13 protein-coding genes, 3 tRNA genes and 1 pseudogene are annotated in these 22,729 nt (G+C 64.8%); 13 read left to right on the top strand and 4 right to left on the bottom strand.

Going from position 1 to position 22,729, the window contains the following annotated elements; genetic code table 11:
* Positions 1–49 precede the first annotated feature (49 nt).
* The gene (gene hpnC / locus QPK27_RS16305; RefSeq protein ID WP_290419301.1) at positions 50–859 is read right to left on the bottom strand and encodes a squalene synthase HpnC; all 810 of its coding nucleotides are present in this window, start codon (positions 857–859) and stop codon (positions 50–52) included.
* Positions 860–991: 132 nt separating this feature from the next.
* Between hpnC and QPK27_RS16300 the strand changes: the two genes are divergently transcribed.
* The 11 genes and pseudogenes from QPK27_RS16300 to QPK27_RS16250 all read left to right on the top strand — a co-directional run bounded on the left by QPK27_RS16300 (position 992) and on the right by QPK27_RS16250 (position 14,781).
* The gene (locus QPK27_RS16300; protein WP_290419300.1) at positions 992–2,188 is read left to right on the top strand and encodes an efflux RND transporter periplasmic adaptor subunit; all 1,197 of its coding nucleotides are present in this window, start codon (positions 992–994) and stop codon (positions 2,186–2,188) included.
* On the top strand, positions 2,185–5,289 hold the full coding sequence (locus QPK27_RS16295) for an efflux RND transporter permease subunit (RefSeq protein WP_290419299.1): 3,105 nt from the start codon (positions 2,185–2,187) through the stop codon (positions 5,287–5,289). Before QPK27_RS16300 ends, QPK27_RS16295 begins: the two co-directional genes overlap by 4 nt.
* A 283-nt stretch (positions 5,290–5,572) precedes the next feature.
* A tRNA-Leu gene (locus tag QPK27_RS16290) sits at positions 5,573–5,659 on the top strand.
* Between the two features lie 31 nt (positions 5,660–5,690).
* On the top strand, positions 5,691–7,031 hold the full coding sequence (gene tig / locus QPK27_RS16285) for a trigger factor (protein WP_290419298.1): 1,341 nt from the start codon (positions 5,691–5,693) through the stop codon (positions 7,029–7,031).
* Between the two features lie 83 nt (positions 7,032–7,114).
* A complete protein-coding gene (gene clpP / locus QPK27_RS16280; RefSeq protein ID WP_290419297.1) occupies positions 7,115–7,732 on the top strand; it encodes an ATP-dependent Clp endopeptidase proteolytic subunit ClpP in 618 nt (205 codons plus the stop codon).
* Positions 7,733–7,975: 243 nt separating this feature from the next.
* Positions 7,976–9,244, top strand: a complete 1,269-nt coding sequence (clpX, locus tag QPK27_RS16275) for an ATP-dependent Clp protease ATP-binding subunit ClpX (RefSeq protein WP_290419296.1) — start codon at positions 7,976–7,978, stop codon at positions 9,242–9,244.
* A gap of 285 nt (positions 9,245–9,529) precedes the next feature.
* Positions 9,530–11,956, top strand: a complete 2,427-nt coding sequence (gene lon, locus QPK27_RS16270) for an endopeptidase La (protein ID WP_290419295.1) — start codon at positions 9,530–9,532, stop codon at positions 11,954–11,956.
* A 246-nt stretch (positions 11,957–12,202) separates the two neighbouring features.
* Positions 12,203–12,484: pseudogene (locus QPK27_RS16265) on the top strand (HU family DNA-binding protein); the annotation flags it as partial.
* 83 nt (positions 12,485–12,567) lie between these two features.
* Positions 12,568–12,644: transfer RNA gene (locus QPK27_RS16260), tRNA-Asp, on the top strand.
* A 24-nt stretch (positions 12,645–12,668) separates the two neighbouring features.
* Positions 12,669–12,745, top strand: a tRNA-Asp gene (locus tag QPK27_RS16255).
* 116 nt (positions 12,746–12,861) lie between these two features.
* Positions 12,862–14,781: a SurA N-terminal domain-containing protein gene (locus tag QPK27_RS16250; protein ID WP_290419294.1), complete on the top strand. Its 1,920-nt coding sequence runs from the start codon at positions 12,862–12,864 to the stop codon at positions 14,779–14,781.
* A 110-nt stretch (positions 14,782–14,891) separates the two neighbouring features.
* On the opposite strand, the gene mnmH is transcribed toward QPK27_RS16250, so the two are convergent.
* Positions 14,892–15,947, bottom strand: a complete 1,056-nt coding sequence (gene mnmH, locus QPK27_RS16245; RefSeq protein ID WP_290419293.1) for a tRNA 2-selenouridine(34) synthase MnmH — start codon at positions 15,945–15,947, stop codon at positions 14,892–14,894.
* Entirely contained in the window at positions 15,944–16,528 is a 585-nt protein-coding gene (locus tag QPK27_RS16240) for an arylesterase (protein WP_374047078.1), read from the bottom strand. The genes mnmH and QPK27_RS16240 overlap by 4 nt, the downstream gene beginning before the upstream one ends.
* Before the next feature lie 40 nt (positions 16,529–16,568).
* Between QPK27_RS16240 and QPK27_RS16235 the strand changes: the two genes are divergently transcribed.
* On the top strand, positions 16,569–17,288 hold the full coding sequence (locus QPK27_RS16235) for an ABC transporter ATP-binding protein (RefSeq protein WP_290419291.1): 720 nt from the start codon (positions 16,569–16,571) through the stop codon (positions 17,286–17,288).
* 12 nt (positions 17,289–17,300) lie between these two features.
* On the opposite strand, the gene QPK27_RS16230 is transcribed toward QPK27_RS16235, so the two are convergent.
* Positions 17,301–18,800: an NAD(P)H-hydrate dehydratase gene (locus QPK27_RS16230; RefSeq protein WP_290419290.1), complete on the bottom strand. Its 1,500-nt coding sequence runs from the start codon at positions 18,798–18,800 to the stop codon at positions 17,301–17,303.
* Positions 18,801–18,914: 114 nt separating this feature from the next.
* Between QPK27_RS16230 and QPK27_RS16225 the strand changes: the two genes are divergently transcribed.
* The gene (locus QPK27_RS16225) at positions 18,915–22,517 is read left to right on the top strand and encodes a hydantoinase B/oxoprolinase family protein (RefSeq protein WP_290419289.1); all 3,603 of its coding nucleotides are present in this window, start codon (positions 18,915–18,917) and stop codon (positions 22,515–22,517) included.
* The last annotated feature ends 212 nt before the right edge of the window (positions 22,518–22,729 follow it).

Genomic DNA, 22,729 nt, shown 5'->3' with positions numbered 1-22,729 from the left:
GGCGCTATCTTATACGATGCATGGGCGCCGGTTGAAGAAAGCCGGGCGCCTACATGCGCAGTGCGCGCCAGCCGACCACCAGCCAGTCGTGCCAGGCCAGCACCGGACGCCGGCGGAACACGTCGTAACCGGCGCCATCGAGCTTTTCCAGGATGCGCAGGCCGCCCTGCACGATCATGCGCAGCTCCATGCCGATGCGGCCCGGCAGGCGCTTGACCAGCGGCGCACCCGAGAGCATCAGGGCGCGCGCGCGTTCGACCTCGAAGCGCATCAGCGCCTGGAAAGGCGCGTCGACGGTGCCGGCGCGCAGCGCGGATTCGCTGACGTTGAAGCGCGCCAGGTCTTCCTGCGGAATGTAGACGCGGCCCTTCGTAAAATCGATCGCCACGTCCTGCCAGAAGTTGGTCAGTTGCAGGGCGCTGCAGATGGCGTCGGATTCGCGCAGGTTGTGGGCGTCGTCGGCCCCGTACAGCGCCAGCATCAGGCGCCCGACCGGGTCGGCCGAGCGGCGGCAGTAGTCGAGCAGGCCGGCGTAGTCGGCGTAGCGGTGGGTGGCCACGTCCTGCTTGAAGGCCGACAGCAGGTCGCGCATCGGCTGCAGCGACAGCCGGTATTGCGCGACCACGGCGGCCAGGCGCGCGAACATCGGGTCGGCCGGCTGCTGGCCGGCGGCGATCAGGTCGAGCTGGCGTTCGTAGGCTTGCAGCGCATCGAGGCGCTGCTGCGGCGTGGCGTCGCCCTCGTCGGCCAGGTCGTCGGCGCTGCGCGCGAAGGCGTAGATCGCTTCCACCGCCGGCACCAGGCGGCGCGGCAGCAGGATCGAGGCTACCGGGAAGTTTTCGTAATGATCTATTGCCATATCCCTGCCATTTTAGATTGATGACTCTATCGTCATCAAATTGTCTGTTTGCATGATTATAATTGCTGGATTACAAACTGGCGGCATCGTAGCGCCGGTTTCACGATCAGAACAATCATAAGGACCGCCACCGTGTCTGCCCGACCTGTTTCCACCTTCACCGGTGGCGCACGCGCCATCGTGCTCGCCTCCCTGACCGCGGCCGTGCTGGCTGCCTGCTCCAAGTCGGCGCCACCCGCCGCACACCTGCGCCCGGTGCGCGCCATGACCCTGGTCGCAGGCAGCAACGGCGAGCGCCTCGAATTCTCGGGCGACGTGCGGCCGCGCTACGAATCGGCGCTGGGCTTTCGCATCGGCGGCAAGATCGTCGAGCGCAAGGTCGACGTCGGCGCGCTGGTCAAGAAAGGCGACGTGCTGATGCGGCTCGACCCGCAAGACATGAAGCTGGCCGAAACCCAGGCCCGCGCCACGCTGCGCGCCGCCGAGACCGAGCGCGACCTGGCGAATGCCGACTACAAGCGCCACGTGAACCTGCGCAGCCAGAACTTCGTCAGCCAGGCCGTGCTCGACGCCAAGCAGAGCGCCCTGAAGGCGGCCCAGGCCAACGTCGAGGCGGCGCGCGCCGGCCTGCGCGGCCAATCGAACCAGGCCAACTACACCAGCCTGAGTGCCGACGTCGACGGCGTGGTGACCGCGATCGAAGCCGAAGTCGGCCAGGTGGTGCAAGCCGGCAGCCCGGTGGCGCGCGTGGCCCGCGCCGACGAGAAAGAGGTGGTGATCGGCATCCCCGAAGACAAGGTCGAACTGCTGCGCAAGGCCGGCACCGTCACCGTGCGCCTGTGGGCGAACGCGGACCAGACCATTCCGGGCAAGATCCGCGAAGTGTCGCCGGTGGCCGATCCGGCCAGCCGTACCTATACCGTGAAGGTCTCCGTCCCGGCGCGCCAGGACGTGCGCCTGGGGATGACGGCGACCGTGGAGCTGGTGGCGGGCGCGAATGGCGCCAAGGGCGGCGCCACGCTGCGCGTGCCCCTCACTGCGCTGGTGCAGAACAAGGGCGCCACCAGCGTCTGGGTAGTGGAGGGGGGCGCGGTGAAACTGGTGAACGTCCAGGTGGCGGGACAGGTCGACAACGACGTGCTGCTGGCCGGCGGCGTCACTGCAGGCCAGCAGATCGTCACTGCCGGCGTCAACCAGCTCAAGCCGGGCCAGAAGGTGCGCATCCTGACCGCCGACGTGGCGCGCCGCGCCGATACCGAGGCTGCCGTCTCGGGCAGCGCCGGCAACAATGCCGCTTCTCCCAACGCAGGCAGCGGGGCAGCACGATGAAGGGTTTCAACCTGTCGCGCTGGGCGCTGGAACACATCCCGCTCACGCGCTTCCTGATCGCGGCCTGCCTGCTGTTCGGCATCCTGAGCTACTTCGAACTGGGCCAGGACGAGGACCCGCCGTTCACCTTCCGCGCGATGGTGGTGCGCGCCGTGTGGCCGGGCGCCACCGCGCTGCAGATGGCCGAGCAGGTCACCGATCCGCTCGAACGCAAGCTGCAGGAGACGCCGTACATCGACCGCATCCGCAGTTTTTCCAAGCCGGGCGAGACCACCATCATCCTCGAGCTGCGTGAATCGACGCCGCCGAAAGAGACCGGGCCGGCCTGGTACCAGGTGAGGAAGAAGATCGGCGACATCGCCGCCACACTGCCGCAGGGCGTGATCGGCCCCTTCTTCAACGACGAATTCGGCGACACCTACGGTTCCATCTTCGCGCTCTCGGGCGATGGCTTTACCTATGCCGAGATGCGCGACTACGCCGACTTCGTGCGCCAGCAATTGCTGCGCGTGCCGCTGGTGGCCAAGGTCGAGCAGTTCGGGGTGCAGAACGAGAAGGTGTACATCGAGTTCTCGAGCAAGAAGTTCGCCCAGCTGGGCGTGCCATTCGAGCAGATCGTCAACCAGATCGCGACCCAGAACGAGGTCGAGGCCAGCGGCATGCTGGTCACGCCATCGGACAACCTGCAGGTGCGGGTCACCGGCGCCTTGCGCAGTTTGCAGCAGATCGAAGACCTGCAGCTGCGCGCCGGCGGCACCACCTTCCGCCTGGGCGACTTCGCGGTCGTCAAGCGCGGCTACCAGGACCCGCCGGGCGAGAAGATGCGCTTCAACGGCAAGGAAGTGATCGGCCTGGGCGTGTCGATGGAAAAGGGCGGCAACATCATCACCATGGGCGAGGGGCTGGAGGAAACCGTGACGCGTATCCGCGCCCAGCTCCCGGTCGGCATCGAACTGGAACGCGTGGCCAACCAGCCGCAGGCCGTCACTGAATCGGTGGGCGAGTTCGTGAAGGTACTGATCGAGGCGATCGTGATCGTGCTGGCGGTGTCGTTCCTGGCGCTGGGCCTGCACAGCAAGCCGAAGTGGCGGGTGGACGTGTACCCGGGCCTGGTGGTGGCGCTGTCGATCCCGCTGGTGCTGGCGATCACCTTCCTGTTCATGCGCATGCTCGATATCTCGCTGCACAAGATCTCGCTGGGCGCCCTGATCATCGCGCTCGGCCTGCTGGTGGACGATGCCATCATCGCGGTCGAGATGATGGTGCGGAAGATGGAAGAGGGCCTCTCGCGCTTCGAGGCGGCCACCTTTGCCTACACCTCGACCGCGATGCCGATGCTGACCGGTACCCTGATCACGGCGGCCGGCTTCCTGCCGATCGGCCTGGCCGAATCGGCGGCCGGCGAATACACCTTCACCATGTTCTCGGTGAACGGCCTGGCCCTGCTCATCTCGTGGGTGGTGGCGGTGATGTTCACGCCGTACATCGGCTTCATGCTGCTGAAGGTGAAGCCGCACGGCCAGGGCGAGAGCAGCCACGACGTGTTCGACACGCCCGGCTACCAGCGCTTCCGCCGCCTGGTCAACTGGTGCGTCGAGTGGAGAAAGACCACCATCGCGCTGAGCCTGGGCGTGTTCGCGCTGGGCGTATTCGGCTTCAACTTCATCGAGAAGCAGTTCTTCCCCGATTCCAGCCGTCCCGAACTGATGGTGGAGTTGTGGTCGCCCGAAGGCACCAGCTTCGCCGCCAACGAAGCGACGGTGAAGCGTTTCGAAGCCTTCCTGGGCAAGCAAGAAGGCGTGCAGAGCGTGACCAGCTACGTCGGCACCGGCAGCCCGCGTTTTTACCTGCCGCTGGACCAGATCTTCCCGCAGTCGAACGTGTCGCAGGTGGTGGTGCTGCCCGTCGATACCGCGGCGCGCGAGGCGCTGCGGCTGAAGATCATCGACGCCTTCCGCACCGACTTCCCCGAAGTGCGCGGGCGGGTAAAACTGCTGCCGAACGGGCCGCCGGTGCCGTATCCGGTGCAGTTCCAGGTACTGGGGCCGGACGTCCAGGTAGTGCGTGGCGTGGCCGACCAGGTCAAGGACGTCATGCGCGCCAACCCGAATACGCTGGGCGTGAACGACAACTGGAACGAAGCGGTCAAGGTGCTGCGCCTCGACCTGGACCAGGACAAGCTGCGCGCGCTGGGCGTGACCTCGCAGGCGGTGCGCCGCACGGTCAATACCACGCTGACCGGCACCCCGATCGGCCAGTTCCGCGAATCGAACCGCCTGATCGACATCGTGGTGCGCCAGCCGGTGGAGGAGCGCGCCACCATCACCAAGCTGTCCGAGGCGCTGGTGCCCACCAGCGGCGGCCGCGCCGTGACCATCGGCCAGGTGGCGCGGGTGCAGTTCGTGTGGGAGCCGGGCGTGGTCTGGCGCGAAGGGCGCGAGTGGGCGGTGATGGTGCAGTCCGACGTGGTCGAAGGCATCCAGGGCCCGACCGTGACCGCGCAGATCGACGCCAGGCTGGGCGAGATCCGCAGCAAGCTGCCGGCCGGCTACCGCCTGACGGTGGAGGGCGCCGCCGCCGACAGTTCGGAAGCGGAAGCCTCGATCATGGCCAACGTGCCCCTGGTGCTGTTCATCACGTTCACGCTGCTGATGCTGCAGCTGCACAGCTTCTCGCGCTCGCTGCTGGTGTTCCTCACCGGGCCGCTGGGCGTGGCCGGGGCGGCGATGGCGCTGCTGATCCTGGATCGTCCGTTCGGCTTCGTGGCGAATCTCGGCGTGATCGCGCTGTTCGGCATGATCATCCGGAATTCGGTGATCCTGGTCGACCAGATCGAGCAGGACATCGCGGGCGGGGCGCATCCGTGGGACGCGATCGTGGAATCGGCGGTGCGCCGTTGCCGCCCGATCCTGTTGACGGCGGCGGCTGCGGCGCTGGCCATGATCCCGCTGTCGCGCTCGACGTTCTGGGGGCCGATGGCGGTGGCGATCATGGGTGGTCTGCTGGTGGCCACCGCCTTGACGCTGCTGTTCTTGCCGGCGCTGTATGCGGCCTGGTTCCGCGTCAAGAAACCCGAGCCGACCACCTCATCTGTTCCTTGAGTTAGTCCTGAAACCGTCATTCCCGCGCAGGCGGGAATCCAAGTCTGCTAGCAATGTGGCGGCTCATGGAAACTTGGATTCCCGCCTCCGCGGGAATGACGTTTGGAGGCCAACAATCGAACTCATGCATATCCGGACCGCACGCATATAAAAATGCTCCCCAATAGTGACAGAAAATCCAGTAAAATAATCGTTTGAAGTTGTAGCCCCTAAACAATGGAGTGCAGGGCGACCGGTTCTACTGACGGGCGCCCTTTGTTTTTGTGGCAATATGCAATCCTGCGCGAGGATGGCGAAATTGGTAGACGCACCAGGTTTAGGTCCTGACGCCAGCAATGGTGTGGGGGTTCGAGTCCCCCTCCTCGCACCACGAATAATTATTTTTTTGGACGATTTTTACAATGGCAACTGCAGTCGAAACCCTGGGTAAACTCGAGCGTCGCTTGACGATCTCTTTTCCGGTAGCTGACGTTCGTACCGAAGTCGAAAAGCGCCTGAAACAGCAGGCCAAGACCGCACGTGCGCCGGGCTTCCGTCCGGGCAAGGTGCCTCTGAAGATGGTCGCCGCCCAATACGGCTACCAGATCGAGACCGACGTCCTGAACGACAAGGTCGGCCGCGCGTTCAACGACGCCGCTGTCGCCAACGAACTGCGCGTTGCCGGTTTCCCGAAAATCGAACCGAAGCAAGATGCTGAAGAAGGCACCCTGGCTTTCGACGCCACCTTCGAAATCTACCCGGACGTCACCATCGGCGACCTGGCCGCTGTCGAAGTCGAAACCGTCGCCACCGAAGTGACCGACGCCGAAATCGACAAGACCATCGACATCCTGCGCAAGCAGCGCGTGCACTACCACACCAAGGGTGAGGCAGGCGAGCACGGCACCGGCGGCGACGCCGTGGCTGCCAATGGCGACCGCGTGACCGTCGACTTCGTCGGCACCCTGGACGGCGTCGAGTTCGAAGGCGGCAAGGCCGAGAACTACCCGTTCGTGCTGGGCGAAGGCCGCATGCTGCCGGAATTCGAAGCCGCCACGGTCGGCTTGAAAGTCGGCGAGAGCAAGACCTTCCCGCTGGCCTTCCCGGAGGACTATCACGGTAAGGACGTGGCCGGCAAGACCGCCGAGTTCACCATCACCCTGAAGAACCTGGAATGGGCGCACATGCCTGAAGTCGACGCCGAGTTCGCCAAGTCGCTGGGCATCGAAGACGGCTCGATCGAGAAAATGCGCGAAGATATCAAGGTCAACCTGGAACGCGAAGTGACCGCCCGTGTCAAAGCGCGCAACAAGGAAGCCGTGATGGACGCGCTGGTCAAGTCGACCGAACTGGACGTGCCGAACGTGATGATCGAGCAGGATTCGGAGCGCCTGGCCGAGATGACCCGCCAGGACATGGCGCAGCGCGGCATGGACGTGTCGAAGCTGCCGTTCCCGACCGAAATGTTCAAGGACAAGGCAGAGCGCCGCGTGCGCCTGGGCCTGATCCTGTCGCAACTGGTCGCTGACAACAACCTGCAAGCTACCCAAGAGCAGGTGAAGGCACAGATCGAAGACTTCTCGCAAAGCTACGAAGATCCGAAGGAAGTCCTGAAGTACTACTTCAGCGATCGCCGTCGCCTGGGCGAAGTCGAAGCTCTTGTATTGGAAGAAAACGTCGTCAACTATGTACTCGGCAAGGCGAAGGTCAGCACCAAGACCATCGCTTTCGATGAACTGATGGGCAGCATGCCTCAGGCCTGAGAATGAAACTTGCCGGCCTGCGTGGCCGGCATTTTTTTCTCAGCGTTTTCAGCATTGCCCTACTAACAAGGAACGAGACAGGTATGATTCACAATCCGGCATTGGATACGCAAGCCCTCGGCATGGTCCCGATGGTGATCGAACAGAGCGGTCGTGGCGAGCGCGCCTACGACATCTACTCGCGCCTCCTCAAGGAGCGCGTCATCTTCCTGGTCGGCCCTGTCAACGACCAGATGGCCAACCTGATCGTGGCCCAGATGCTGTTCCTGGAGAGCGAGAATCCGGACAAGGATATTTCGCTGTACATCAACTCCCCGGGCGGTTCGGTCTCGGCAGGTCTCGCGATCTTCGACACCATGAACTTCATCAAGCCGGACGTGTCGACGCTGTGCACCGGTCTGGCTGCCTCGATGGGCGCCTTCCTGCTGGCCGCCGGCGCCAAGGGCAAGCGCTTCTCGCTGCCGAACTCGCGCGTCATGATTCACCAGCCGTCGGGCGGTTCGCAGGGCATGGCGTCGGACATCGAAATCCAGGCCAAGGAAATCCTGTACCTGCGCGAGCGCCTGGCGCGCATCATGGCCGACAACACCGGCCAGAGCATCGAGCAGATCCACAAGGACACCGACCGCGACCGCTTCATGTCGGCCGAGGAATCGGTGGAATATGGCATGATCGACAAGGTCCTGACCAGCCGCGGCTAAGTCATCCACCGGGCAGCCGGCGAGGTGTTGCCAAAAAACGCCCGGACGCGCAACCGTTCGGGCGTTTGTTTTTTATTTCAGGTAGCATGTTTGTGCACGTATCGCTTGCGGGCGGCCTACCCGCGCCGGATTAACTCCACCGCGGGACTGACCCTGGATTGACTCGCTCCACTGTTGGCCGTCATACTTGTGACGCACTGCATCCGCCTTATATTGATAGCAATTAAATAGATTCCTGCCCCCATGTCAGACAAAAAATCCTCCAGCGGCGAAAAACTTCTGTACTGCTCGTTCTGCGGAAAGAGCCAGCACGAAGTCAAAAAGCTGATCGCGGGACCGTCGGTGTTCATCTGCGATGAATGCATCGACCTGTGCAACGACATCATCCGCGATGAAACGTCGAACGTCGAAACGGTGGCGGGCGCCAAGTCCGACCTGCCGACGCCGCTCGAAATCACCGAACTGCTCGACCAGTACGTGATCGGCCAGCAAACGGCCAAGCGCATCCTGTCGGTGGCGGTGTACAACCATTACAAGCGCCTCAAGCACCTGGGCAAGAAAGACGACGTCGAACTGGCCAAGAGCAATATCTTGCTGGTCGGTCCGACCGGCTCGGGCAAGACCCTGCTGGCCCAGACCCTGGCGCGCATGCTCAACGTGCCGTTCGTGATCGCCGACGCGACCACCCTGACCGAAGCCGGCTACGTCGGCGAAGACGTCGAGAACATCATCCAGAAGCTGCTGCAAAGCTGCAACTACGAAGTCGAAAAGGCGCAGCGCGGCATCGTCTACATCGACGAGATCGACAAGATTTCCCGCAAGTCCGACAATCCATCGATCACGCGCGACGTGTCGGGCGAAGGCGTGCAGCAGGCGCTGCTGAAACTGATCGAGGGCACCATGGCCTCGGTGCCGCCGCAAGGCGGGCGCAAGCACCCGAACCAGGACTTCGTGCAGATCGACACGACCAACATCATGTTCATCTGCGGCGGCGCCTTCGACGGCCTGGCCAAGGTGATCCAGAACCGTTCGGTCAAGAGCGGCATCGGCTTCGGCGCCACGGTCAAGAGCCAGAACGACGACTACAACGCCGAGATCCTGCTCGAAGCGGAACCGGAAGACCTGATCAAGTTCGGCCTGATCCCGGAATTGGTCGGCCGTCTGCCGGTGGTCGCCGCGCTGAGCGAATTGACCGAGGAAGCGCTGATCCAGATCCTGGTCGAGCCAAAGAATGCGCTGATCAAGCAGTATTCGAAACTGCTTGAAATGGAAGGCGCCGAACTGGAAATCCGTCCGGCCGCCTTGCACGCGATTGCCAAGAAAGCATTGGCGCGCAAGACCGGCGCGCGCGGCCTGCGTTCGATTCTCGAACATGCGCTGCTCGACGTAATGTATGAATTGCCAAGCCAGCAGAACGTGGTGAAAGTAGTGATTGATGAAAATACGATCACGAACGGCGCCAAGCCTTTGCTGATTTACAGCGAAACCGCAAAAGCGTCCGGAGAAAACTGAAAAAATCCAACGCGCACGCCTTAAAAAGGCTTGCCGTACGGACTTAACTCGGTACAATCAATCTCAATAAAAGACGCAGGCTTCAATCGAAAAGCCACTCGCGGTGCGCCGCGCGGTGGCTTTTTTATTGACGATGCAATCGACGCCGGCAGTCTTTTATTGGAACGGCAAATGATGATTCGACAAGTTGATTCTTTTTACTTGTAGAAAATAATTTCGCAGCCCGGACTTGAGATTTCGCTGCGAGCGCCCAGATTCAGCAACACGCTTTCTATAAGGTATGCCATGACAACTTCGAAATTAACCGAGCAAACGACGCTGCCACTTCTGCCGTTGCGCGATGTGGTTGTGTTCCCGCATATGGTGATACCTCTGTTCGTCGGCCGTCCTAAATCCATCAAGGCGCTCGAAGCCGCCATGGAGCAGGGCAAGAGCATCATGCTGGCCGCCCAAAAGGCCGCCGCCAAGGACGAACCTTCTGCCGCCGACATTTACGAGATCGGCTGCGTGGCCAATATCCTGCAAATGCTGAAGCTGCCCGACGGCACCGTGAAGGTGCTGGTCGAAGGCGCCCAGCGCGCGCGCATCGATAACATTACCGATGGCGCCACCCATTTCACCGCCGAGCTGACCCCGCTGAACTCGGAGATCGGCGACGATTCCGAAGTCGAAGCGATGCGCCGCGCGATCGTGCAGCAGTTCGACCAGTACGTCAAACTCAACAAGAAAATCCCGCCCGAGATCCTGGCCTCGCTGGCCGGCATCGACGACGCCGGCCGCCTGGCCGACACCGTCGCCGCCCACCTGCCGCTGAAACTCGAGCAGAAGCAGGTGATCCTGGAGATCTTCAACGTCGCCAAGCGCCTCGAGCACCTGCTCGGCCAGCTGGAAGGCGAACTGGACATCCTGCAGGTCGAGAAACGCATCCGCGGCCGCGTCAAGCGCCAGATGGAAAAGTCGCAGCGCGAGTACTACCTGAACGAACAGGTCAAGGCGATCCAGAAGGAACTGGGCGAAGGCGAAGAGGGCGCCGACATCGAGGAGCTCGAGAAGAAAGTCATCGCCGCCAAGATGCCGAAGGAAGCCCAGGAAAAAGCCCAGGCCGAGATCCGCAAGCTCAAGCTCATGTCGCCGATGTCGGCCGAAGCGACCGTGGTGCGCAACTACATCGACACCCTGGTCTCGCTGCCATGGAAGAAAAAGTCGAAGGTCACCGCCGACCTCGAGAACGCCCAGAACGTGCTCGAGCAGGATCACTACGGCCTCGACAAGATCAAGGAACGTATCCTGGAATACCTCGCGGTGCAGCAGCGCGTCGACAAGCTGAAAGCGCCGATCCTGTGCTTCGTCGGTCCTCCGGGCGTGGGTAAAACCTCGCTGGGCCAGTCGATCGCCCGCGCCACGAATCGCAAGTTCGTGCGCATGGCGCTCGGCGGCGTGCGCGACGAGGCCGAGATCCGCGGCCACCGCCGTACCTATATCGGCTCGATGCCGGGCAAGGTGCTGCAGTCGCTGGCCAAGGTCGGTGTGCGCAACCCGCTGTTCCTGCTCGACGAGATCGACAAGATGGGTGCGGACTTCCGCGGCGACCCGTCGTCGGCATTGCTGGAGGTGCTGGATCCGGAACAGAACCACACCTTCTCGGACCACTACCTGGAAGTCGACTTCGACCTGTCGGACGTGATGTTCGTGGCCACCTCGAACTCGTTCAACATCCCGCCGGCGCTGCTGGACCGGATGGAAGTCATTCGCCTGTCGGGTTACACCGAAGACGAAAAGACCAGCATCGCGCAGCGCTACCTGCTGCCGAAGCAGCTCAAGAACAACGGCTTGAAGCAGGACGAGATCGCGGTCGAGGAAGAAGCGATCCGCGACATCATCCGCTACTACACCCGTGAAGCGGGCGTGCGTTCGCTCGAGCGCGAAGTGTCGAAGATCTGCCGCAAGGTGGTCAAGATGCTGCTGCTCAAGCGCGACGAGAAGGGCGAGAAGGCAAGCGCCAAGCGCGTGGTCGTGAACAGCGAGAACCTGGACAAATTCCTGGGCGTGCGCCGTTACGACTTCGGCGTGGCCGAGAAGGAAAACCAGATCGGCCAGGTGGTCGGCCTGGCCTGGACCGAAGTCGGCGGCGACCTGCTCACCATCGAAGCCGTCAACGTGCCGGGCAAGGGCGCCATCATCCGCACCGGTACCCTGGGCGACGTGATGAAGGAGTCGATCGAGGCCGCCCGCACCGTGGTGCGCAGCCGCGCCCAGCGTTTCGGCATCAAGAACGAAGTGTTCGAGAAGACCGACATCCACATCCACGTGCCGGAAGGCGCGACGCCGAAGGATGGTCCGTCGGCCGGTATCGGCATGACGACGGCGCTGGTGTCGGCCTTCACCGGCATCCCGGTGCGCGCCGACGTGGCGATGACGGGCGAGATCACGCTGCGCGGCGAAGTGCTGCCGATCGGCGGCCTGAAGGAGAAGCTGCTGGCGGCGCATCGCGGCGGCATCAAGACGGTGCTGATCCCCGAGCAGAACGTGAAGGACCTGGCCGAGATCCCGGACAACGTCAAGAACCAGCTCGAGATCGTGCCGGTGCGCTGGATCGAGAAGGTGCTGGAAGTGGCGCTGGAGCGTCAGCCGGAAGCGCTGGCCGACGCGCCTGCCGTTGCCGCGGTGACGGCGACGCCGGCCGAAGGGCAGGGCGAGGTGGTCAAGCACTGAATGTTCAGGCGTCGGCTTGAATGATGAAACAGGCGCCGCGAGGCGCCTGTTTTTTCATGTCGATACGTTGCGAAGATACTGACGTTCGCGACGTCTATAGCGCATCCGACCGGCTTCTGACGCGCCAACCGGCGCTAAACAACGCCCCCTTCGAGCCCCTCCACCTTGACAGCGCCATGTTGCCCTTGTTTAATACGCCCTGCACTTTTGCAGTAAAGGCGCCCCACAGCGTCACGAACGAAAACGAGGGAACGAGTGAACAAGACAGAACTGATCGAAGAAATCGCGAAGTCCGCGGACATTACGAAGGCCTCGGCGACGCGTGCACTCGACGCCATGATCGACGCCGTCACCGAAAGCCTGAAGAAGAACGACAGCGTCACGCTGGTCGGCTTCGGCACTTTCACGGTTGGCGAGCGCGCAGCACGCACCGGTACCGATCCGCGTACCAAGGAACCCATCAAGATCAAGGCCGCCAAGGTTCCGAAATTTAAGGCTGGTAAAGCTCTGAAAGATGCTGTAAACTAATGCCTTCTTCGCGGTGACACGCGAAGGAAAGCAGCAGGAATACGATGTCGGTATCCTGACGCTTTGTTGAAGCATGTTTTGCTGGAGCGGTAGTTCAGTTGGTTAGAATACCGGCCTGTCACGCCGGGGGTCGCGGGTTCGAGCCCCGTCCGCTCCGCCAACAAAACATGCGAGACGCAAGTCTGGAGCGGTAGTTCAGTTGGTTAGAATACCGGCCTGTCACGCCGGGGGTCGCGGGTTCGAGCCCCGTCCGCTCCGCCAGAATTCGAGTAGTATGGAGTCGCCCAAAAGGGCCGCTCCGCAAGAAGGGGCGAACGCGAGTTCGCCTTTTTTTTTAACTGTGCTGTTAAAGCATTCTCAACCTAGAATGGCTGACCATGTTTGATTTTGTTCGGAATAACAAGCGCGTGATGCAGGGCCTGCTCCTGGTCATCATCGTGCCGTCGTTCGTGTTCGTGGGACTCGAGAGCTATCAGAGCGGCGACGCCGGCGCCGGTGTCGCCACCGTCGACGGCAAGAAGATCACCCAGCAGGAGTGGGAAGAAGCGCAGCGCCGCCAGATCGACCAGGCGCGCCAGATGATGGGCCCGCAGTTCGACCAGAAGATGTTCGAAACCGCGGAAGCCAAGCAGACCATCCTGAACAACCTGGTGGGCGAACGCGCCATCGACGCCGAGCTCAATCGCGCGCAGCTGACCGTGGGCGACCAGGCGCTGGCCAAGTACATCTCGAACATCCAGATCTTCCGTAAACCCGACGGCAGTTTCGACAAGGAAGCCTATCAGGCCTGGCTGGCCTCGCAAGGCATGACCGGTCCGATGTTCGACCAGCGCCTGCGCCGCGACATGGCCGTGCAGCACCTGGCCGGCTCGATCCAGGCCACCGCCTTTGCGCCGCGCACCGTCACCACCCGCCTGTCGAACATCAACGACCAGCAGCGCGAAGTGCAGGAACTGCAGTTCCCGATCGCGACCTACCTGCCGCAGGTAAAGGTCACCGACGAGATGGTCAAGGCCTACTACGACAAGAACGCGCAAATGTTCCAGATTCCGGAACAGGTCAAGGCCGAATACGTCGTGTTCGATTCCTCGACTGTCGAAGGCCAGGTGCAGGTCAGCGACGCCGAAGTGCTTGATTACTACAACAAGAACCTGAAGGCGTACACCACGCCCGAGCAGCGTACCGCCAGCCACATCCTGATCAACCTGGCGCGCGACGCCAAGCCGACCGACCAGGCCGCCGCCAAGGCCAAGGCCGAAGCGGTGCTGGCCCAGGTGCGCGCCAATCCGGCCAACTTCGCCGAGATCGCCAAAAGGGAATCGCAGGATCCGGGTTCGGCCCAGGCCGGCGGTGACCTGGGCGTGGTCGAGAAGGGCCTGTTCGTCAAGCCGGTCGAAGACGCGATCTATGGCCTGAAAGAAGGCGAGACCAGCGGCCTGGTGCAGTCTGAGTTCGGCTACCACGTGATCAAGGTCACCAAGATCGTGCCATCGACGCAGAAGTCGCTGGACGCGGCCAAGGAACAGATCGCGGCCGACCTCAAGAAGCAGAAGATGTCGGCCAAGTATTCGGAACTGGCCAACGTGTTCGGCGAGACCGTGTATGACCAGTCGGACAGCCTGAAGCCGGTGGCCGACAAGCTCAAGCTGCAGATCCAGACCGCCGACAACCTGACCCGTACGCCGAATCCGGCGCTGGGCGAGGCGCCGTTCAACAACGCCAAGTTCCTGGCCGCGCTGTTCTCCAACGACGCGATCAAGAACAAGCGCAACACCGAGGCGGTGGAAGTCGCGCCGACCGTGCTGGTGGCCGGCCGCGTGGTCGAGTTCCGGCCGGCGAGCAAGCGCGCCCTGGCCGACGTCGAAGCGGCGATCCGCCAGCGCGTGACGCTGGAAGAAGCGGCGCGCCTGGCACGCCAGGCCGGCGAAGCCAAGCTCAATGCCGTCAAGGCCTCGGGCGACGCCACCGGCTTCGGCGACACCAAGGTGCTGTCGCGTACCACGCCGCCGACCATCAACCAGGTCGCCGCGATCGCCGCGCTGAAAGCCGACGTGAGCAAGCTGCCGGCCTACGTCGGCGTGGAAGTGCCGGGCCAGGGTTACAGCGTGGTCCGCATCGGCAAGGTGTCGCAGCCGGCGCAGCTCGATGAAGCGCGCCGCAAGCAGGAGGCGACCCAGATTTCCGAACTGGCCGGCCAGCAGGCGATGGTCGACTATGTCGAAGCGCTGAAGGTCAAGGCGAAAGCCAAGGTCTCGGTCAAGGGTTCGGAACTCGGCAACAGCGACAACGGCCAGTAAGATCCTGCGCTGGACGTGAAAAAGCCCGGCTGCGCGAGCAGCCGGGCTTTTTGTTTTTGGTGGTGCGAAGTTCGTAGGGTCGGCGGCGGAGCCGCCAACCCTACGGTATCTCAGCCCGCATGTAACGTGCGCGCGGCGCGCAGGAAGTCTTGCGGCGCGATGTCGTCCAGCGCCAGAGCCTCGGCCTGCGGATACTGCACGAAGTTGCGGTCGATCGAGCGCAGGTAGGCCGGGTCGTAGTGCTCCACCAGCAGCTGGTCCACCACCTCGGCCATCTGGCCGCTGTTGGCCAGCGCATGCCAGGCGTCGATCTTGGCGCGGCCATGCAGCTGCACCAGATGCTCCAGCTGGCCGTTCAGGGCCGATGGATCGGCGCAGAAGTGCTCGTAGTCTTCCATGAGCAGGCGCACCCGGTTCGGGCGCGACAGGTTCACGGCGATGCACGGCGCGGCGCGCATGTGCTCCATCACCAGGCCCGGCACGCGCAGGTTGCCGACCTTCTTGCTTTCGGATTCGACGAACACCGGCTTCGACGGATCGAAGCGGCGCAGCTTGTCCCATACCTGGCTCTCGAACCATTTCTGGGTCGGCTGCGGCTCGTGCGGCAGGTGGCCCAGCACCGAGCCGCGGTGCGCGGCCAGCTTTTCCAGGTCCAGCACCTGGGCGCCAATGCCGTCCAGCGTTTCGAGCAGCCGGCTCTTGCCGCTGCCGGTGGTGCCGCAGATGACGCGCCAGTCGAGCGCCGGCGGGTCTTCCAGCGCACCGCTGACGTAGGCGCGGTAGTTCTTGTAGCCGCCTTCGAGCTGCACCACCGGCCAGCCGATGCGCGCCAGGACGTGCGCCATCGAGCCGCTGCGGTTGCCGCCGCGCCAGCAGTACACCAGCGGGCGCCATTCGCGCGGCTTGTCGGCAAAATGGGTCTCGATGTGGCGCGCAATATTCGCCGCCACGATCGGCGCGCCTACCTTCTTCGCCTCGAACGCGCCGGTCTGCTTGTACAGGGTGCCGACGCGGATCCGTTCTTCGTCGTTCAGGACCGGGCAGTTGATGGCGCCGGGGATATGGTCGTGCGCGTACTCCGACTCGCTGCGCACGTCGATGATGGTGTCAAAACTGTCGAGCTGCGCCACCAGGGCGTCGAAGCCCAGGACTTCTGGATATTTCATTGTTTCTTGATGAGACTGGAGAATTGCGGCCAGATGTTATTCAGGATGATCGGGTGCGCCTGCGCGGTCGGATGCAGGCGGTCTTGCTGGAACAGGGCCGGCTTGTCGGCCACGCCCTCGAGCATGAAGGGCACCAGCGGAGCATTGGTCTCCTGCGACAGCGCCTTGAACATATTGAAGAAGCGCTCGGTGTAGGCGCGCCCGTAGTTCGGCGGCATGCGCATGCCGACCAGCAGCACGCGCGCCTTTTGGTCTTGCGACTGCTTGATCATGGCGCGCAGGTTCGCTTCGGCCGACGGTACCGGCAGCCCACGCAGGCCGTCGTTGGCGCCCAGCTCGATGACCACGATGTCGGGCCGGTGCTGTCCGAGCAGGGCCGGCAGGCGCGCGCGCCCGCCGCTGGTGGTCTCGCCGCTGATGCTGGCGTTGACGATTCGGGCGTCGATTTTCTCCGCCTTGAGCTTCTGTTCGAGCAGCGCCACCCAGCCCGCGCCGCGCGCGATGCCGTATTCGGCCGACAGGCTGTCGCCCACCACGAGCACGGTTTTTGGTGCAGAATAGGCGCTCGCCGTCGCAACCATGAGTACTGCGCCGACAGTCAATTTTTTAAGAAAAGCTAGCATGCGTGATCATCCCGAGGCATTCAAACAAAACGCTGACCTTGACACCGGCCGCACGCCGGCGATCCAGGTAAGCGCTCTAGCGAAGAAGGTTGCGGACGCCAGCGGCGAACTCACCATCCTGCAAGATATCGATTTTACCGTGCAACCAGCCGAGACGCTCGCGCTCGTCGGCGCCTCCGGCTCGGGCAAGTCCACGCTCCTGGGCCTGCTGGCCGGCCTCGACACCCCGACCTCGGGCACAGTGCTGCTCGATGGCACCGACATCTTCGCCCTCGACGAAGACGGCCGCGCCGCTTTTCGCAAGGCCAAGCTGGGCTTCGTGTTCCAGTCGTTCCAGCTGCTGGGTCACCTGACGGCGCTGGAAAACGTGATGTTGCCGCTCGAACTGCGCGGCGACGCCGATGCGCGCGCCAAGGCCAGCGAGATGCTGGGCCGCGTCGGCCTGGGCAGCCGCCTGAAACACTATCCCAAGTTCCTGTCCGGCGGCGAGCAGCAGCGCGTCGCGCTGGCGCGCGCTTTCGTCACCGAGCCGCCGCTGCTGTTCGCCGACGAGCCGACCGGCAGCCTGGACGCCGCCACTGGCGAAGCGGTCATCCAACTGATGTTCGAACTCAATCGCGAACGCGGCTCGACCCTGGTGCTGGTCACCCACGACAACGCGATGGCGGCGCGCTGCGGCCGCACGCTCACCATCGCGGCCGGCCGCCTCGCCGCTTAAGCACCTAAGCACTCAATGCGCGGCGTGCTCGCGCACCAGGCGATTGAGCACCTTGCGCACCGCCGCCGGCAGCTCGCCGGCGGTCAATCCGATCGGGCCGACGCCGTCCTGCACCAGTTCGTCGGCCGCCGCCCCGTGCATCCAGGCGCCGCCGATCGCCGCTTCCCACGCCGGCCAGCCCTGCGCCAGCAGTGCGCCGCAGATCCCCGCCAGCACGTCGCCGCTGCCGGCCGTGGCCAGGGCGGCGTTGCCGGTCGGGTTGATCACCACCTCGCCATCGGGGCGCGCGACCACGCTGCCCGAACCCTTCAGGATCACTGTCGCATTGCTACGTAGCGCCATCTCGCGCGCCGCTTCCAGGCGGTCGGCCTGCACCACGGCGGCGGTCATGCCGAGCAGGCGTGCGCCTTCCAGCGGGTGCGGCGTCAGGATGCTGGGCGCGGCGCGCTGCGCCAGGCGCGATTGCAGGTCGGGGCTGGCGCCGATCAGGTTCAGGGCGTCGGCGTCGAGCACCAGCGGGCTGTCGCTGTCGAGTGCTTTGGCCAGCAGGCGGATCGCGCCCGCCGAATCGCCCATGCCGGGACCGATCACCAGGGTGCGGCCGAAGAAGTCGAAGTCGTCGGCCTGGCGGAACATGATTTCTGGCTGCACGCTGTCGTAGCCCGGCGGGCTGCCCAGCGCCGCCACGAACACGCGGCCGGCGCCGGCGAACAGCGCGCCGCGCGCGGCCAGCACCGGCGCCCCGGCCATGCCGTGCGCGCCGCCGACCACGGCCACGTCGCCGAAGCTGCCCTTGTGCGAGTTGTGGCGCCGCGGCGCCAGGTGACTGGCGAACAGCGCGACGTGGCCCGTCGATGCAGGGGCGCGCGGCAGCATCGCATCGTCCACGCCGAGCATGTCCACCCGCACCTGGCCGGCGTGGTCGCGCCCGTCCGCCGTGTGCAGGCCCGGCTTGTTGCCGAGGAAGGTGATGGTGTGGGTGGCGCAGACGGCGACGCCGTCCGGGCCGATCACTTCGCCGGTGTCGGCATCCAGTCCGCTCGGCACGTCGAGCGCCAGGATCGGGCAGCGAACTGCCTTGAGCGATTCGACCAGGTCGCGATATTCGCCGTCGAGCGGACGCGCCAGGCCGATGCCGAACAGGCCGTCGATCACCAGGCCCCATTGCGCATCGGGCGGCAGCATGTCGATCCAGCCGACGCTGCCCGAGCGCGCCCGTTCGTAGGCGGCCGCGGTGGCGGTGGAAGCATCGGCGCGCCCCGGTAAATGCAGGACGGTGGCGTCGACGCCGGCGTCAGCCAGGTTGGCGGCCGCTTCCAGCGCGTCGCCGCCGTTGTTGCCGGGACCGGCCAGCACCAGCACCGGCAGCGCGCGCGAGTCGCCCAGCAGCTCGAGCGCGAAGCCGGCGGCGGCGCGGCCGGCGCGTTGCATCAGTTCGCCGGCGGGCAGGTTGGTGTAGGCCGCTTGCTCGATGGCGCGGGTCTGGGCGACGGTGTAAAGACGTTGTTCCATGCTGTGCTTCGGAGAGTGGGTTCGGATGGCATTGTCGTGTATTTTCGCCAACGGCGGCGCGCCGTCCGACTACAATGGGGCTGGCACAATCGACAGCACGCGAAAGGACAAGGCATGGACTGGCAGTTCTGGATCGACCGAGGCGGCACCTTCACCGACATCGTGGCGCGCCGCCCCGACGGACAACTCGTGACGCACAAGCTGCTGTCCGAAAACCCTGAGCAGTACCGCGACGCCGCCGTGGCCGGCATCCGGCATCTGCTGGGAGACCAGTCCGGCACGGCGCCGATCGAGGCCGTCAAGATGGGCACCACGGTCGCCACCAACGCGCTGCTCGAGCGCAAGGGCGAGCCGACCGTGCTGGCCATCACGCGCGGTTTTCGCGACGCGCTGCGGATCGCCTACCAGAACCGGCCGCGCCTGTTCGACCGCCACATCGTGCTGCCCGAGCTGCTGTATGCGCGCGTGATAGAGGTCGACGAGCGCATCGGCGCGCACGGCGACCTGGTGCAGCCGCTCGACGACAATGCGGCGCGCGCCGCGCTGCAGGACGCGTTCGACGCCGGCCTGCGCTCGCTGGCGATCGTGTTCATGCACGGCTACCGCCACACGGCGCACGAAGAGGCCGTGGCGCGCATCGCGCGCGCGATCGGTTTCACACAAGTGTCGGTGTCGCACGAAGTCAGCCCGATGATGAAGCTGGTGGCGCGCGGCGACACGACGGTCGTCGACGCCTATCTGTCGCCGATCCTGCGCCGCTACGTCGACCAGGTGGCCAGCGAGCTGCCCGGCGTGAACCTGCAGTTCATGCAGTCCAGCGGCGGGCTGACCGATGCGCGTGCGTTCCAGGGCAAGGACAGCATCCTGTCCGGCCCTGCGGGCGGCATCGTCGGCATGGTGCGGGCCAGCCGCCTGGCCGGCTTCGAGCGCGTGATCGGCTTCGACATGGGCGGCACCTCGACCGACGTGTCGCACTATTCGGGCGAGTTCGAGCGGGTGTTCGAGACCCAGGTCGCGGGCGTGCGCATGCGCGCGCCGATGATGAGCATCCACACGGTGGCGGCGGGCGGGGGCTCGATCCTGCATTTCGACGGCAGCCGCTATCGCGTGGGGCCGGACAGCGCCGGCGCCAATCCGGGGCCGGCCAGCTACCGCCGCGGCGGGCCGCTGGCGGTCACCGACTGCAACGTCATGCTGGGCAAGGTGCAGCCGCGCTACTTCCCGCAGCTGTTCGGGCCGGGCGGCGACGAGGCGCTCGACGCCGACGCAGTGCACGCGCGCTTCGACGGGTTGGCCGACGAGATCGGCGCGGCGACGGGAGAGCGCCCGGCGCCGGAAGCCGTGGCCGAGGGCTTCATCCAGATCGCGGTCGGCAACATGGCCAACGCGATCAAGCAGATCTCGGTACAGCGCGGGCACGACGTGACCGAATACGCGTTGACCAGCTTCGGCGGCGCCGGCGGCCAGCACGCCTGCCTGGTGGCGGACGCGCTGGGCATGAAGACGGTATTCATCCATGCGCTGGCCGGCGTGCTGTCGGCCTACGGCATGGGGCTGGCCGACCAGACCGCGATGCGCGAGCAGGCGGTCGAGGAGCGGCTTGGGGACGCGATGCTGGCGTCGCTGCGTGCGCGCCTGGCCGCGCTGGCGCAGGGGGCGCGCCAGCAGCTGCTGGACCAGGGCGTGGCGCCGGGGCGCATCGCGCTGGTCGAGCGCGTGCACCTGCGCTATGAAGGCACCGATTCGGCGTTGCTGGTCCTTGCCGGCAGCGCCGCCGACATGCAGGCCCAGTTCGAGCAGGCCTATAAACGGCGCTACTCGTTCCTGATGCCGTCGCGCGCGCTGATGGTGGAAGCGGTGTCGGTGGAAGCGATCGGCCAGTCGGATGCGCCGGACGAAGCACGCGCCGGGACCCTGGCGCAGGAGGGGGCGCCGGCGCCGCAGGAGACCGTGCGCATGTACAGCGGCGGATCGTGGCGCGACACGGCGATCCATCCGCGTCGCCACCTGCAGCCGGGACACGTGGTGCATGGCCCCGCCATCGTCGCCGAAGACAACGCCACCACCGTGGTCGAACCGGGCTGGCAGGCGCGCGTGACCGACTACAACCACCTGGTGCTCACCCGCGTCGAAGCCTTGCCCGAGCGGCGCGCGATCGGCACCACGGCCGATCCGGTGATGCTGGAAATCTTCAACAACCTGTTCATGTCGATCGCCGAGCAGATGGGGCTGCGGCTGCAGAACACCGCGTACTCGGTCAATATCAAGGAGCGGCTCGACTTCAGCTGCGCCATCTTCGACCACGACGGCAACCTGGTGGCGAACGCGCCGCACATGCCGGTGCACCTGGGCTCGATGGGCGAGAGCATCAAGACCGTGATGCGCGAGAATGCGGGCCGCATGCGCGCCGGCGACGTCTACGTGCTGAACGACCCATACCACGGCGGCACCCACCTGCCGGACGTCACGGTGATCTCGCCGGTGTTCGACGTCGCGGGCCGCGACACCGGGGAGCCGGACCTCCTCTTCTACGTCGGCTCGCGCGGCCACCACGCCGATATCGGCGGCACCACGCCCGGCTCGATGCCGCCGGATTCAAGCCACATCGAGCAGGAGGGCGTCCTGATCAACAACTTCAAGCTGGTCGACGGCGCGGACGGCGTGCTGCGCGAGGATGCGGCGCGCGCGCTGCTGGCCAACGCGCGCTACCCGGCGCGCAATCCCGACCAGAACATGGCCGACCTGCGCGCACAGGTGGCGGCCAACCAGAAGGGCGTCGAAGAACTGGGCAAGATGGTGGCCTACTATGGGCTGGACGTGGTGCGCGCCTACATGGGGCACGTGCAGGACAACGCCGAGGAAGCGGTGCGGCGCGTGATCTCGGCGCTGAAGGACGGCAGCTTCCACTACGCGCTCGACAACGGCGCCCATATCGACGTCGCGATCCGGGTCGACCGCGCGGCGCGCAGCGCGGTGGTCGATTTCAGCGGCACGTCGGGCCAGCTGCCGAACAACTTCAACGCGCCGTCGAGCGTGTGCATGGCGGCGGTGCTGTACGTGTTCCGCACGCTGGTCGACGACGAGATTCCGCTGAACGCCGGCTGCCTCAAGCCATTGCAGGTGATCATCCCGCCGGGCTCGATGCTCAACCCGCATTATCCGGCGTCGGTGGTGTCGGGCAATGTCGAAACCTCGACCTGCATTACCAATGCGCTGTACGGCGCGCTGGGCGTGATGGCGGCGGCCCAGGGGACGATGAACAACTTCACGTTCGGCAATGCGCGCTATCAGTACTACGAAACCATCTCGGGCGGCTCGGGCGCCGGCGATGGGTTCGACGGGACCGACGTGGTGCAGACCAACATGACCAATTCGCGCCTGACCGATCCGGAAATCCTCGAGTTCCGCTTCCCGGTGCGGCTGGAGAGCTACGAGATCCGGCATGGATCGGGCGGGGCGGGGCGCTGGCGCGGCGGCAACGGCGGCGTGCGCAAGGTGCGCTTCCTGGAACCGATGACGGCGGCGATCCTGTCGAATAACCGCATTCATGCGCCGTTCGGCATGGCGGGCGGCGGCGAAGCGCAGCGTGGCCGCAATAGTGTGGTGCGTCCGGATGGGACGGTTGAGAACCTCGGACATATCGGCAAGGTCGATATGGAAGCCGGCGATGTGTTTGTGATCGAGACGCCGGGTGGGGGTGGGTTCGGTCAGGTTTGATGGGACTGGAGGCGTTGCCGGTTTGCTGGGTAAACTTGGGTCCCCGCCTGCGCGGGGACGACGGTTTTTAAGCTAACGAATAACTCCGGGTGGGCTGGCAGATCGCAATTTTTTTAGGAGCCCGCGCCTTGAAGACCGTCATTGCTCCCATCGGTCACAATGACTCCCCGCGCAGGCAGGGGCCTAAGTTATGCGCGCAAACCAGCAAGCCA

The organism is Massilia sp. YIM B02443 (assembly GCF_030411955.1).
Lineage (GTDB): Bacteria > Pseudomonadota > Gammaproteobacteria > Burkholderiales > Burkholderiaceae_D > Telluria.
This window is presented reverse-complemented; position numbering and strand designations above follow the sequence as displayed.

What these genes read in the sequence shown, in the direction of transcription:
- lon (WP_290419295.1), top strand. Translation starts at nt 9,530, where the DNA reads ATGACAACTTCGAAATTAACCGAGCAAACGACGCTGCCACTTCTGCCG.
- QPK27_RS16250 (WP_290419294.1), top strand. Translation starts at nt 12,862, where the DNA reads ATGTTTGATTTTGTTCGGAATAACAAGCGCGTGATGCAGGGCCTGCTC.
- tig (WP_290419298.1), top strand. Translation starts at nt 5,691, where the DNA reads ATGGCAACTGCAGTCGAAACCCTGGGTAAACTCGAGCGTCGCTTGACG.
- QPK27_RS16235 (WP_290419291.1), top strand. Translation starts at nt 16,569, where the DNA reads ATGCGTGATCATCCCGAGGCATTCAAACAAAACGCTGACCTTGACACC.
- mnmH (WP_290419293.1), bottom strand. Translation starts at nt 15,947, where the DNA reads ATGAAATATCCAGAAGTCCTGGGCTTCGACGCCCTGGTGGCGCAGCTC.
- clpX (WP_290419296.1), top strand. Translation starts at nt 7,976, where the DNA reads ATGTCAGACAAAAAATCCTCCAGCGGCGAAAAACTTCTGTACTGCTCG.
- clpP (WP_290419297.1), top strand. Translation starts at nt 7,115, where the DNA reads ATGATTCACAATCCGGCATTGGATACGCAAGCCCTCGGCATGGTCCCG.
- QPK27_RS16295 (WP_290419299.1), top strand. Translation starts at nt 2,185, where the DNA reads ATGAAGGGTTTCAACCTGTCGCGCTGGGCGCTGGAACACATCCCGCTC.
- QPK27_RS16230 (WP_290419290.1), bottom strand. Translation starts at nt 18,800, where the DNA reads ATGGAACAACGTCTTTACACCGTCGCCCAGACCCGCGCCATCGAGCAA.
- QPK27_RS16225 (WP_290419289.1), top strand. Translation starts at nt 18,915, where the DNA reads ATGGACTGGCAGTTCTGGATCGACCGAGGCGGCACCTTCACCGACATC.
- QPK27_RS16240 (WP_374047078.1), bottom strand. Translation starts at nt 16,528, where the DNA reads ATGGTTGCGACGGCGAGCGCCTATTCTGCACCAAAAACCGTGCTCGTG.
- hpnC (WP_290419301.1), bottom strand. Translation starts at nt 859, where the DNA reads ATGGCAATAGATCATTACGAAAACTTCCCGGTAGCCTCGATCCTGCTG.